General features: G+C 31.9%; 14 protein-coding genes. 10 read left to right on the top strand and 4 right to left on the bottom strand.

The window, feature by feature from the left end:
* Window positions 1-3 precede the first annotated feature (3 nt).
* The 9 genes from WBN21_RS08830 (at window position 4) to WBN21_RS08790 (ending at window position 7,093) form a co-directional block, all read left to right on the top strand.
* On the top strand, window positions 4-1,497 hold the full coding sequence (locus WBN21_RS08830; protein WP_424199444.1) for a TrkH family potassium uptake protein: 1,494 nt from the start codon (window positions 4-6) through the stop codon (window positions 1,495-1,497).
* 207 nt (window positions 1,498-1,704) lie between these two features.
* Entirely contained in the window at window positions 1,705-1,908 is a 204-nt protein-coding gene (locus tag WBN21_RS08825; protein WP_424199442.1) for a hypothetical protein, read from the top strand.
* 165 nt (window positions 1,909-2,073) lie between these two features.
* Window positions 2,074-2,640, top strand: coding sequence for a helix-turn-helix domain-containing protein (locus tag WBN21_RS08820; RefSeq protein ID WP_424199440.1), 567 nt, complete (start codon window positions 2,074-2,076; stop codon window positions 2,638-2,640).
* 5 nt (window positions 2,641-2,645) lie between these two features.
* Window positions 2,646-3,092 (top strand): response regulator, encoded by a 447-nt coding sequence (locus tag WBN21_RS08815; RefSeq protein ID WP_424199438.1) that lies wholly within the window; start codon window positions 2,646-2,648, stop codon window positions 3,090-3,092.
* Between the two features lie 5 nt (window positions 3,093-3,097).
* On the top strand, window positions 3,098-4,879 hold the full coding sequence (locus tag WBN21_RS08810; RefSeq protein ID WP_424199436.1) for a CHASE3 domain-containing protein: 1,782 nt from the start codon (window positions 3,098-3,100) through the stop codon (window positions 4,877-4,879).
* Window positions 4,880-5,083: 204 nt separating this feature from the next.
* Window positions 5,084-5,647: a hypothetical protein gene (locus WBN21_RS08805; protein ID WP_424199434.1), complete on the top strand. Its 564-nt coding sequence runs from the start codon at window positions 5,084-5,086 to the stop codon at window positions 5,645-5,647.
* A 23-nt stretch (window positions 5,648-5,670) separates the two neighbouring features.
* A complete protein-coding gene (locus tag WBN21_RS08800) occupies window positions 5,671-5,823 on the top strand; it encodes a lmo0937 family membrane protein (RefSeq protein WP_424199432.1) in 153 nt (50 codons plus the stop codon).
* Window positions 5,824-5,891: 68 nt separating this feature from the next.
* Window positions 5,892-6,554 carry a hypothetical protein gene (locus WBN21_RS08795; protein ID WP_424199430.1) on the top strand — a complete coding sequence of 221 codons (663 nt, stop codon included), beginning with the start codon at window positions 5,892-5,894 and terminating at the stop codon, window positions 6,552-6,554.
* 35 nt (window positions 6,555-6,589) lie between these two features.
* Window positions 6,590-7,093, top strand: coding sequence for a hypothetical protein (locus tag WBN21_RS08790; RefSeq protein ID WP_424199428.1), 504 nt, complete (start codon window positions 6,590-6,592; stop codon window positions 7,091-7,093).
* 69 nt (window positions 7,094-7,162) lie between these two features.
* Here the strand turns inward: WBN21_RS08790 and WBN21_RS08785 are convergent, their stop codons facing one another.
* Both WBN21_RS08785 and WBN21_RS08780 read right to left on the bottom strand, forming a co-directional pair.
* Complete coding sequence (locus WBN21_RS08785) at window positions 7,163-8,347, bottom strand: pyridoxal phosphate-dependent aminotransferase (RefSeq protein ID WP_424199426.1); 1,185 nt, start codon at window positions 8,345-8,347, stop codon at window positions 7,163-7,165.
* A gap of 33 nt (window positions 8,348-8,380) precedes the next feature.
* The gene (locus WBN21_RS08780; protein ID WP_424199424.1) at window positions 8,381-9,475 is read right to left on the bottom strand and encodes a fatty acid desaturase family protein; all 1,095 of its coding nucleotides are present in this window, start codon (window positions 9,473-9,475) and stop codon (window positions 8,381-8,383) included.
* Between the two features lie 141 nt (window positions 9,476-9,616).
* Here WBN21_RS08780 and rsmG point away from each other — a divergent pair, with 141 nt between their 5' ends.
* Complete coding sequence (gene rsmG / locus WBN21_RS08775; protein ID WP_424199422.1) at window positions 9,617-10,246, top strand: 16S rRNA (guanine(527)-N(7))-methyltransferase RsmG; 630 nt, start codon at window positions 9,617-9,619, stop codon at window positions 10,244-10,246.
* Between the two features lie 12 nt (window positions 10,247-10,258).
* Here the strand turns inward: rsmG and WBN21_RS08770 are convergent, their stop codons facing one another.
* Window positions 10,259-11,218: a tetratricopeptide repeat protein gene (locus WBN21_RS08770; protein WP_424199420.1), complete on the bottom strand. Its 960-nt coding sequence runs from the start codon at window positions 11,216-11,218 to the stop codon at window positions 10,259-10,261.
* Between the two features lie 323 nt (window positions 11,219-11,541).
* Complete coding sequence (locus WBN21_RS08765) at window positions 11,542-13,416, bottom strand: M14 family metallopeptidase (protein ID WP_424199418.1); 1,875 nt, start codon at window positions 13,414-13,416, stop codon at window positions 11,542-11,544.
* Window positions 13,417-13,740 lie beyond the last annotated feature (324 nt).

Here is a 13,740-nt window from a genome sequence, read left to right as displayed (position 1 = left end):
ACATTGAAACTCAATTATAAAATTATTTTTCATTTTTTAGGATTATTGCTACTATTTAATGGTGGCTTTATGCTTCTTTCTGCACTTGTAAGCCTACTTTATAAGGATGGTGTCACCTTTCAAATATTTCTTGCTGGAATTGCAACTGTAATAGTTGGCGTAGTTGGAATGCTATTTACAAGGAAACACAAAAAAGAAATGAATAAGCGCGAAGGGTATATTGTTGTAACCTTTGGATGGATCATCATGTCATTAACAGGCTCCCTGCCTTATGTGTTTACTGAAAGTATTCCGAGTTTTACAAGTGCTTTTTTCGAAACCATGTCTGGTTATACTACAACCGGAGCATCTATTTTAAATGATATTGAAGCCGTACCCAAAGGCGTGCTATTTTGGCGTAGTATGACGCATTGGATTGGTGGTATGGGGATCATCGTATTAGCCATAGCAATTTTGCCATTATTAGGCATTGGTGGTATGCAGCTTTTTGCAGCCGAAGCTCCTGGGCCAAGCGCCGATAAATTACATCCTAGAATTACAGATACGGCAAAACGTTTATGGCTTATTTATTTTGGCTATACCGCAGCAGAAACGTTGCTTTTAAAAGTTGCTGGTATGTCTTTTTTCGATGCTATAAATCACTCCATGTGTACACTTTCAACGGGAGGTTTTTCAACTAAAAATGCGAGTGTTGCCTATTGGAACGGGCAGCCTATTATACAATATATTATCATTGTCTTTATGTTTTTGGCAGGGGCTAATTTTGTGCTTAGTTATTTTGCTTTTAAAGGGAAAGTTCAAAAAGTTATACAAGATGAAGAGTTTAAATTATATTTTAAATTCATTGTTGTTTTCACCTTAATAGCGGCAGTTATTATTTATTTCAAGGCAGATGCATCGGCGTCATCCATTGTACACCCAATGGTTTGGGGCAAAGCAGAAAGTTCATTTAGGCACGCCTTGTTTCAGGTGTTGTCTGTAATCACAACAACAGGTTTCATAACGGCCGATTATACCTTGTGGACACCATTTTTAGTTGTTTTCTTTTTCGGACTTATGTTCTTAGGCGGATCGGCAGGAAGTACCTCAGGTGGTGTAAAAGTAGTGCGCCATTTAATATTAATTAAAAACAGTTTTTTAGAATTTAAACGCACCTTGCATCCAAATGCTATTGTGCCTGTTCGCTATAATAAAAAAGCTATTAATAGATTTATTGTATTTAATGTTTTGGCATTTTTTATACTTTATATGCTATCCTTTATAATTGGCGCATTGGTGTTTTCAATGTTTGGTATTGAGTTTAAGGGTGCCGTTGGTTTAGCCGCTTCAACCTTAGGGAATGTAGGTCCAGCTTTGGGCGATTTTGGTCCAGTAAATAATTATTCTGCCTTGCCACCTTTAGCGCAATGGTGGGCATCATTTTTAATGCTTATTGGGCGTTTAGAGTTGTTTACGGTACTCATTTTATTCACACCATTCTTTTGGCGAAATAGATAGTTTTATCAAATTTTAGCTTGTTCGAAGCATTTTAAATCAATATAATTTGAGTTTATTTAATTGTTACTATAAGCTTGTACCCAATCTCATTAAAGTTTTGTAATAATAAAAAAAAATCATGTAACTGGGTAAGTTGTTTCTGGTCATATCTTTGTCATTATAGGACATAAAGGATGTTCAAAATTAAACTTTAATACCATCAAATATATGAACAAGACAATAAAATTAATCCTTTTAGTGGCGGGTGTAGCGCTTTTAGTATATGGTCTTTACCTATTGGTAATTCCTGAAACGTCAGTAGATTTAGGTATCATAGATATTAAAGCACAAGACAATGAAAACGCATATATAACCATAGGTTTGGGTTTAGTGACTTTATTAGTAGGGTTCTTAGTCGGGAGAAAAGCTTAAAATAAATTCATACTTCCTAGAGTTGTTAAAAAGCTTATCTAAACATTGGTTGGCTGGTAAAAATTTATCATTTGTATTGTTTTAGGCTGTTTTTTAAATTCTTAACCATGAATACAAAAAACGGGATTAGTAATTTTACTTAACTTTACAATATATATATATGATATGAAACTATTTTTAAAATTTGATTTTAATACTGTTTTCAAAAAAGTTTTAGAATCTAAATTAAAGGAACTAAATATTAAATATAGAGTTTTGGGTTTTGGTGAAGTTGAATTACTAGAAAAAATTCCTTCAGAAAAATATGATGAATTAAATACTTCACTAAATGGGTTTGGAATTGAAATAGTTGAGAACCAAAAGAGTATTTTGATTCAAAAAATAAAAGATGTAATTATAGATATGGTGTTTAATGAAGATACCGATGTAAATGTGAAAAGCTCGGTATATTTATCTGAAAAAATTGGGCATAGTTATGGATATTTATCTAATTTATTTTCAGAAGTTACATATACTTCCATTGAAAATTTTATTATTATTCAAAAAATAGAATACGCTAAACAGCTTATGTTAACAACCGATTTTAACCTAACAGAAATCGCATTTAGACTTAATTATTCTAGTGTAGCACATTTAAGCACACAATTTAAAAACACCACGGGTATTACTCCATCGGCGTTTCAGCGTATAATTTCAAAAAGAAGGGAAAAAGCAATAAAAACAAACATCTAATATCTATGCAAAACGACTACATATACATTATGCTTGCTGATGACGATGAAGATGATAGATTATTTTTTACTGATGCTTTTGAGGAACTCAATATGAATACCAAAGTAAATACATTTATTGATGGTGTCGATCTCATGAATTATTTGAACTCAGTAGATGCCATTTTGCCAAATGTACTTTTTTTGGATTTGAATATGCCAAAAAAAAATGGGATAGAATGTTTAAACGAAATAAAGGCAAATGATAAACTTTCTGAGATAGCTATAGCAATTTACTCGACATCCGCTTCCGAAGAGGATATTGAGGAAACCTTCGTGCTCGGAGCCAATATTTACATTAAAAAACCAAGTGATTTTAAAAAACTTAAAAAAATCCTTTCGGAAGTCATATCAATAAATTGGCAGTATTATACAAATGGGTTAAATAAAGATAATTTTTTATTAAGAATATAATACCGATGCGATTATTAAAATATTCAGGATTGTTTCTAAAAACTACTTTTTTTATAAGTGTTTTTATAATACTTGTTATAGTAGGCTTCGCTTATAAACAACTTGATGGTTTGACCGATTCGACAAATGTACTGGTAACAACCTATAGAGTTAATGTTGAATTGGAACAAGTTTTATCTCACCTAAAGGATGCTGAAAGCGGACACAGAAGTTATATAGTTACAAAAGACACCTTGTATTTAGAACCGTATTTTAGTGCTAGGGAAAATATAAATAATTCGTTTGCAGTCCTAAAAGAATTAACTAAAGAAACCAACAATCAAAAAGAAAATTTAGCAGTTTTAAACAAATTAACTGACAACCTTTTAACTAATTTTTCGAAAACCTATAATGTTGTTGAAAAAAACGAAATGCATACGGATAACTTTAAAACATTGTTTTTTGAAGAAAAAATAATAATTGATAGTGTGAAAAAGCAGATAGATGCAATGATTTACCTAGAGGATGCCATGCTGAAAGAGCGCCAAGAGGAATATAAAGAAGATATAAGATTTACACCCGTGTTTTTTTATTTTGTAATCTTGACTACCCTTGTTTTAATAATTATTGCTTATTTCAAAATAACTAACGATTTCAAAAAAATAAAACAAATCAATGATGAATTGTTGATCTTTCAGGAATCTACTTATCAATCTGAAATAATTGGTAAGAATGGTAGTTGGATATTGCATATGAATTCTAATACTTTTTCGTATTCAGACAATCTTTATAGGCTATTAGGAGAAAAGCCAAAGGCATTTAGTCCGAGTCTAAATAACTATTTTAGATTTGTTCACCCAGAAGATTTGGATGGTTTTAAAGAAGATATTGATAAAATGTTGAAAGGTGAGGATTTAGCATTCATCAATTATCGAGTCATTCATAAAAATGGCGATGTTCGTCATTTTAAAGCTTTTGGAAAAACTTTTTATGCAAGTGATGGACAAAAACAATTGCTTTTTACTACCACGGATATTACAGATGAAATTCAAAGCATGCTTATGCTTGAAGTTCATAATTTAGAGTTGGAAAGAAATAATAAAGAGCTTTCAGATTTTAACTATGTTGCCAGTCATGATCTTCAAGAGCCTTTACGAAAAATACAAACTTTTATTTCTAGATTTGAAGAAAAAGAATCTGATAACTTTACAAAATCAGGCCTCCAATATCTTGACCGTATTAAAGTATCGGCAGATAGAATGCGTTTATTAATTGACGATTTACTTCAGTTTTCTAGAACCAATAAACCAGATAAAGCATTTGTACAATCAGATTTAAATGAGTTATTGGAAAATGCAAAGCAAGATGTAGCAGAAATTATTTTAGATAAAAAAGCACAAATAACAAGCGATGTGCTACCTTCAATTTCTGTTATTCCATTTCAAATCCAACAGCTGTTTCTTAATTTATTGAGTAACTCACTTAAATATGCAAAAAAAAATACTCCACCAATAATTGCCATAGCTTATTCAAAAGTTATGAGTACTGAAGAGGACCATCTTCAAAATTCACCAAAAAAATATTATCATAAAATTGTTTTTTCTGATAATGGTATTGGTTTTAACCAAAACTATGCTAATAAAATTTTTGAGCTTTTTAGCAGGTTGCATAGTAAAAATGATTTTTCAGGCACGGGTGTTGGTCTCGCTATTTGTAAAAAAATAGCAGATAACCATAACGGATTTATATTTGCCAATGGACAACTCAACAAAGGTGCAATTTTTACAGTTTATCTTCCTGTAGTCTAAAACTTTATTAAACTTTTTTAAAGGACATAAATTTCAAAATTTCATGTCATTTTTTCTTTCCATGCTTTATCTAATGTTATAAAAACAAGGATAAAATTTCAGCTATATAGTAATTCTGTAACAAACGTTAATAATGCTGTAACGAAAAAGGGACTAGTTGGTTGCACCTTTGTAATGTAAATTGATTGAAAGCTTATAAATGAAATGAAAAGGAAAAACTTTAAAGGTAATATTAAAAGTTACTTGCTCTTAGGATTTATTACGATTATGTTTTTAAGTTTTAGCTCTTGTGAGTTTAAAAAAAAGAATGGACTTGAGCATTCCTTAAATAATGTGTCTGAAAAGGAAAATGTTGCAATAAACGTAAAAGAAGCGAAATTATTTTTTCAAATAGCTAAACTTAATCTAAATATTTTAAAAGTAAATGATCAAGCTTTAAAATCAAATATGGATTTAAGCTTTAGAATATTGGCAAGTAATCTGGAAAAATCACATAAAAAAATTGAGTTACTTCTGGATGAATCAGCTAATAGAAAATTAATTCTACTACCAAAAAGGATTAATAATATTAAGATTAAAATAACTTCAGAGGGTGATGTAAAATTTAAAAATCCATATTTAAAAGATGTTTATTGGTTGATAAATCAACAGTTAAAAGAATTAATAAGTTTAAAAGAATTAACTAGTGATGTAGAGTTAGAAATAATGGTCGTAAAAATAATACCACTTTTGAAATCAAATTTAAATCAAATAGAAAAACTAAGATAACATTAACCTCAAAATTTAAAATCATGAGAAATTTATTGTATTTAATCGCAGTCATTTTAGTAATAGGTTGGGCCCTTGGGTTATTTGTTTATAGTGCCGGAGGTTTAATCCATATTTTATTAGTAATTGCCATAATAGCCATTTTATTAAGGCTTATTGGAGGAAAAGGAATTTAATAATTAAATAAAAGAAAACCATTACAAAAGCTGTATTGGTAGAGTATAAAAGTTAAAAAATTAAAAATATGAAAACAATAAAAATAGTATTAGCAAGTGCTGCCTTAGCAGTAACCTTTATGTCGTGTAGCGATAGTAAAAAAGATATGGCACAAGAAAAAGTAGATAGTTACGAAGCCTATGTAGACTCAATTAGTAATGTAGCCTCAAATGATGCCGCTAAAAACTGGGAGGTTATTGAAAGTGATTATAAAAAAATGAAAGCAGATGCTGATGAAACTGTCTTATCTGTAAAAGATAATACTGAATTGCAAAAATTAATTGACGAATCTACTGTGAAATATGAAGCTTACAAAGCTGAAGTTATTGCAGAAAATCAAAGAATGGAAACTGTTAACTCAAAAATGATTATGCGTAAAACGCTATTAGGAAACAGTTACAGCGGAGACGACATGACATTTAAGTGGATTAATAAAGACAATATTTTAAGTGTTTACCAAAATTTTGTTGATACAGCTTCTGAAAATAAAGATTCTTATTCGCGTGAAGATTGGGACGAAATCAAATTATTGTACGAAGCTATTGATACAAGAAAAAACACCGTAGAAAAGGAAGGTTTAACTACTGCGGATAATAGAAAAATAGCAGGGTTAAAATTAAAATTTGCACCGATGTATACTTTTAATAGGATGGGTGCAAAATCTGATGAAAATGCAGCTGCTAAACAATAAAACTATAAATAATTAACAACTTTAAAATTTAAAATATGAAACATTTAATTTTTACAGGTATAATGCTGTTTTTTGTGACTATAACAGTGAACGCACAAGAAATATCAAAAAATGCCTTAGGATTACGATTAGGAGATAGTAATGGTTTTGGAAGTGAAATATCTTATCAAGCAAGTTTAGGTAACGACCATAGGTTAGAATTGGACCTAGGTTGGAGAGATGGAAAAAACTATAATGGTTTTAAAATAGCAGCATTACATCAATGGGTATGGAATATTGAAGGTGGCTTTAATTGGTACGCTGGACTTGGTGGTGGTTTAGGATCGTATAGTTTTAATGACGATAATAACTTTAATAATGGCAATGATTATAATGACACTTTTATTTTTGGTGCAGGTGATATTGGAATTGAATATAATTTTGATATCCCTTTACTAATCTCATTAGACTTTAGACCAGAATTAGCTTTTGGTGATGAGCGTTATAACAATAACGATTTAGATTTTGATATTGCGTTAGGTCTTAGATATCAGTTTTAAACATTAGATAAATAAAAAAAAGCCAGAAAGTTTAACTTTCTGGCTTTTTGCGTTTTTGTAGTTTCAATATTAACTCACAGCCGTTTTAATACGTTTTATAGCTTCAATAATTTGCTCTTGCGATGCTGCATAAGATATACGAAGACAATCAGGATTTCCAAAAGCACCACCATCAACAGTAGCAACTAAAGCCTCTTCTAACAGATACATTGAAAAATCAGATGCGTTATTTATTTTATGTCCACGTAATGTTTTTCCAAAGAAATAAGAAATATTTGGGAATACATAAAAAGCACCGTCAGGAGTATTTGTTTTAAACCCATCTATGTCATTTAGTAAACCTAAAATTAAATCGCGACGTACTTTAAATTCGTCAATCATGAATTGAACACGCGAAGGCGATTCGTTTAAAGCAGTAATTACAGCACGTTGTGCAATACAGTTTGTACCACTTGTAATCTGACCTTGCATTTTGTTGCAAGCTCTAGCAATTTTTTCCGGAGCACCAATGTAACCAACCCGCCAACCCGTCATGGCAAAGGCTTTAGAAACGCCGTTTACTGTAATGGTGTTGTTGTACATGTCATCAAATTCAGCCATACTTGCATGACCATCACCGTAGTTAATATGCTCGTAAATTTCATCTGAAACTACGTAAATATTTGGGTGTTTAACCAAAACATCAGCCAAGGCTCTTAATTCAGCTCTGCTGTAAACTGAACCACTTGGGTTACAAGGCGAGCTAAACCACATCATTTTTGTTTTTGGTGTGATAGCTGCTTCTAGTTGTGCAGGTGTCATTTTAAAATCGGTAGCAATAGTCGTTTGAACTTCTACTGGAACACCATCATTTAATTTTACAATATCTGAATAACTTACCCAATACGGACAAGGTAATATAACTTCGTCGCCTTTGTTTATCATTACCCCAGCAATGTTTGCCAATGATTGTTTTGCTCCTGTTGATACTACAATTTGAGGTAAAGTGTATGTTAAATTGTTGTCCCTTTTAAACTTTGTAATAACAGCTTCTTTTAACTCAACATATCCGTCAACTGGTGAATAGGAGTTATAGTTGTCATTTATCGCTTGAATAGCGGCATCTTTAATAAAATCCGGCGTGTTAAAATCAGGTTCCCCTAAACTTAAGCCAATAATATCTTTTCCTTCGCCTCTTAATTCTCTTGCTTTTGCTGCCATTGCTAAAGTAGCAGACGTAGCCATGTTTAAAATTCTATCAGATAGTAATTGCATTTTTGGTTATTTGTTAAATAGTATGTGTAAATTTTAAGCTAAACTAGGTTTCTGTCCTAGTTGTTTTAATTGATTGTAGTGTTCCGCAACAGCTTGTAAAAATGTATTGTATTCATTGTAAGGCAGACTAAATTCTTGTGCCGTTTCCTTAACAATTTTTGCTAATTTACTATAGTGAATATGGCTAATGTGAGCAAATAAGTGATGTTCTACTTGTCTGTTTAATCCGCCAGTATAAAACTCAACCAACCAGCTTTTAGGTGAAAAATTAGAGGTTGTAAATAACTGGTGAATAGCCCAAGTGTTTTTCATGTTACCTTCTTTATCAGGCATTGGCATTTCGGTATTTGGCATAACATGTGCTAATTGAAATATTACACTCAAAATGATGCCTGCTGTGTAATGCATAACAATAAAACCTATTAACACTTCCCACCATGCAAAACCTAGAAACATTGGCAAAACAACCCATAATGAATAATAAACAATTTTTCCAATTATAAGTTTAGTCCATTGTGTTGCTGGATGTGGCATTTTACCATAAGCTAATTGTCTTTTAAGATATTTGTAAGTCTGAACAAAATCAGTAGTAACAGCCCAATTTGCCGTTAATAATCCATATAAAAAGAAGGCATAATATTTTTGGTATTGATGAAATCTAAACCATTTTGAATGTTTTGAAAACCGTATAATTCTACCAGCATCAATATCTTCATCATGCCCTTGAATATTAGTGTATGTATGGTGTAAAACATTGTGTTGTACTTTCCAATTATAGTCGTTTCCTGCTAAAATATAAATGCTGCTTCCCATTAATTTGTTTACCCATTTTTTACTTGAAAATGAGCCATGGTTTGCATCGTGCATAACGTTCATGCCAACACCAGCCATGCCAATGCCAACAATTACCATTCCTAGTATTTGCGCCCAACCTGGTAAATCTATGGTTAATATTAAAATGGCAGGAACTAGAAGTAAAGCAAACATGACGATTGCTTTTACATAAAGTTTCCAGTTTCCAGTACGTTTTAATTCGTTTTCCTTGAAATAATCGTTTACTCGTTTGTTTAAAGTCTTAAAAAACTTTGCAGGATCTTTTCTTGAGAATGATATTGCTTGTTTTGTCATGGTATTAATTTTAATCTGATAAATAATAAAAATTGCTTGTCATACCTGCTGCAAAGATAGGTATAAACCAATTGAAGTTATAACGTTTTTTTGTAAAAATATGTATGTAAAAAGCATACTTTTGTTGAAAATTTAACAATTATGGACCTCATTTTAAAGTATTTTCCTAACCTTTCTGAAGACCAAATAGATAAATTCAAGAAACTTGACACCTTATATCAAGACTGGAATTTAAAAATTAATGTGGTGTCTCGAAAGGATATTGATGAGCTGTATTTGCGTCATGTGCTACATTCATTAGGCATAGCGAAAATTATTAACTTTAAGGATGGAAGCAAAATTCTTGATGTTGGAACAGGTGGAGGGTTTCCTGGAATTCCCTTGGCCATTTTGTTTCCAGAATGTTCATTTCATTTGGTGGATAGTATCGCCAAAAAGTTAAAAGTTGTTGATGAGGTGGTGTTAGGTTTGGGTTTAACAAACGTAAAAACTACCCATAGTAGAGTTGAAGCTATTAATGGAACTTATGATTTTATTGTAAGTAGAGCGGTGGCAGCCATGCCAACTTTTGTGCATTGGGTAAAAGGTAAAATTGCTAAAAATCAAAATCATGAAATTAAAAACGGGATTTTGTATTTAAAAGGTGGTGATTTGTCAGAAGAACTTCAAGGTTACCGAACAACAACCATTTATAATTTAAGTGATTATTTTGAGGAAGACTTTTATGAAACCAAAAAGGTGGTGCATCTTCCAATGAAATTTAAAGGCTAATCGATTAGTTTACTATTCGATTTTAGCCAATTCATTTAACATATTGTTGAAATAGAAATATTGATTGTGAAACCAATAGGTGTTATTGTATTGCTCAATGGAATTCACTTTATCACTCGGTATTAGAATCGCATTCGCTCTGTCAAAGTTCTTTTTAGCGTTTGAAGCATCATTAATTTTTTGATATGCCATGGCTAATCCTAAATACGCATCAAAATCCATAGCATCAAATTTTATAGCTTCTGAAAAATCTGTAATAGCATCGGTAAAATGACCCAATAATAAGTTTGAAGCGCCTCTATAAAAATATGCAAAAGCATTGTTTTTGTTCAGGTTTAAAGAGGTTGTTAAATCGCCATTAGCATCGTTGTAATAATTAATATCCATTAAAAACACACCACGATTGTAAAAACTGTCTGCAGTTGGTTCTACTAAAATAGCGGAGGAATAATCATTTAAAGCATTTGTATATTGCTCTAAAGCTTTATAAGCAGATGCTCTTAAGGTATACGAACTTGAATTATTTGGAACTTCCTTTAAAACGGAAGTAAAATCTTCAATAGCACTTTTATTTTCACCTAAATCAAGTTTCACACAGGCCAAACTATATAAGGCATCAATAAAATTATTATCAAGCATAAACGCCTTGGCATAATCTTCTTTTGCGCCAGAAAAATCCTTAATGCTATATCTTGAATTTCCTCTGTTAAAATAAGTGTCAGCATCTGGGGCGTCAACGATAATTTTGGAGTAATCTACAATAGCACCGCGGTAATCGCCTAAATCGTTTTTAGCAATAGCTCTATAAAAATAGGCGTCTAAGTTTTTCGGTTCCTCAGTAATTACTTGATCAAGAAGTTTTATCTTTTCATTCAGGTCTGAAGTTCTAAGAGCTTTTCTATACACCTTTTTTGTTTGCCCAAAGGATAGCAAAGGTATAGCGACAATTATAAGTATTAAAAGTTTTTTCATTAGCATAATTAATTCAACAAAAAACATGCCGTTTTATTTGTTTGAAGAAATCTAAGTGAAGATAATTTAAATTTTAATAAAAAATTAAAATTTTAAAAAATAAATAGCACTAAAGGTGTTTTGTTTGGGCGTTACCTATATCCTGAATTTTGTTCAGGACCAAGGTCAGGCTTTCGGCAGTCGCTCTCTTCGAGGAGCTCCAACAAATGCCTCAATCCTTAACGCGGAGGGAGAAACTGATTGAAAGTTATAATTTGTTTTTTAGTGGTTTTTAAAACAGTTCTTTGTTAGCAGCTGGTATTTGTAATTTAATCTAGATTGACTTACAAATCTCGTGCAACCGGATATAATAAGTATCGGTCGTCATAATATTTTGTTTTGCTGTAAAACCACCTAAAAATAGCATCAGGATTATTTGCAAAATCTTTATCCTGTTCCTTCTTTTGCTCAAATTCTTTTTTTAATTCTTGTGAGTCTTCCAACATTCTTTTTGCCATAGGTTCCATAACATAAGCCTCTATGTATTCGGTTCTCTGGAAAATATTAAGAAAAAATCCCCAGCTGAAAAACGAATCTTTTGATTTCGGTTCCAATAAAATCATAGCCAAATCTCCCAAAGGTTGATTAGTAGAGATATAGACAGAACCAGATGAAAATGTCTCTTTGCGAAATTCTGTTTTTGTCGTTCCACTTACTTGCATATGTCCTTCATAAGGGAGTGATTGATGATTTTCATTTTCAAATTTTGCGCCTTCAATCCGATACATTTCTACTGCCACCTCACGGGCTTCAGTAAGTGTTTCCATCTCAATTCCATGTATTTTCAATCTTTCAATGACTTCATTACAAGAAGCCGGAACCCAGTAGCCCTTTGGACGTGTGATCCAATTAATAGGGTCACTTTCTTTATAGTGTGCCACTTTTATTGTTTTTGGTTTACCTAACCATTCGATATAATCTGAATTTGTAATAGTGGATTTATGAATTTTTGATTCTATTCCTAGCAAGAGGAATGTATCAAGTGGAGTTAATTCATTGGAAGTTTCTAAAAGTGCCAAGGATTCAAAATCAACTTTGCTTTTCATTTGAGGAACCTTAAAAGCTGTTGGAATTTTTTCTTCCCTTATAGATTTATCGGCCGCCGTGATGTCTTTAAGTGATTGGCCTTCGTTTTCTAATAACCTCAAGGTGCTTTCTAGTAATACATAAGTACCCAAAACTCTCTGTTTGTAAGGTTTCAATGAATGGTTTTCTACAAGAATGGTGGTTAAATGACGGAGATTGCCATAGGTGTCTGAAAACCTAGGACCGCCAGCGAGCGAGATCATTCCTTTCGAAAAATCTCTATCATTCAATGCAAACAATAAAGGGCCTGGAATATGTCCATTGGCTTTTAAATCCTTATCTGCTGTAACCTTAAATTTGGTTTCTAACCAATTGGAAATGCCGGGAGAATTTCCTTCTACTCCAGCTCCTGTATAGGTAATATCATATTGATAATCTGCACCATCGGTAACGTGTAAATCCATATATAATACAGGATTGTATTCATTAATTACGGTTACCACCGCTCTTACTTCATCAGTATCAAGCTTGGCATAATCACGATTTAAATTTAAGTTTTGCGAATTAGTTCTCCAGCCCATGTTTTCTGGGCCTCTTTGGTTCGGTCTATTAAAGGGTGATGAATTTTCGTGCCCATCTACACTTAAAATGGGAATAAAAAGGAAGTTAACAGTATTCAGTAATTCTTTCTTTTTGCCAAAAGCTATGTCTCTCAGAAGCATCATGCCAGCATCTTTTCCATCTATTTCTCCAGAATGTATGCCAGCTTGAGCAAGCATCAGAGGTTTTTCGGAGTTTTTTAATGATAATGGACTTTTATCCGTATTTGTAGAAGCAATAATCATATAAATATGCCGTCCCTCTACACTTTTGCCGATACTCACCATAGATAACAATGGGGAAGCAGTCGTCAGTTTTTTAAACCAGTTCACGGTTTCATTATAACTAGGAGTCGTCCTGAAATCGGATTTTTCGGATGGTGTTAACCATGGATTATTAGCTGTAGCAATTAAATATTCACTTTTTCCATGCCAATCCATCACAGGGGGTAGAACTGTTTGAGCAACGGCAGAACCTATTAAAAAACTAAAAAAAAAGAATGCAATGTACTTTAATGTGTTTTTAATTGCCATTAATTGTTTTTATGATTTTAGTTTGCTTTTATCATGTGGTAAACGAAGTTAGCCAATTTTTTACGTAAAGTCAAGTGTTATGCGTTTGGATTCAACAAAAAAAAAGAGACTATCCTAAATTAGATAATCTCTTTTTTATTTATAGTTTCTCAATTAAGTGATTCCTTTTTTCCAAGGACTTATTTATTCTCCTAAAACCAATATCTAATTAAGTGCGAAAGGAGGTGATATTTACAAATGAAGTAGTAAGTATTTTTTGAAGGATTTTAGAACAAATTATGTCTTTTATCGGTGTTTTATGTATTTCATATGATATTTTAATAA

Origin of the sequence: Algibacter sp. (assembly GCF_049667265.1) — a bacterium.
Lineage (GTDB): Bacteria > Bacteroidota > Bacteroidia > Flavobacteriales > Flavobacteriaceae > Algibacter_B.
Note: the sequence above shows the minus strand (reverse complement) of the source record. Positions and strands in the feature narration are given on the sequence as shown.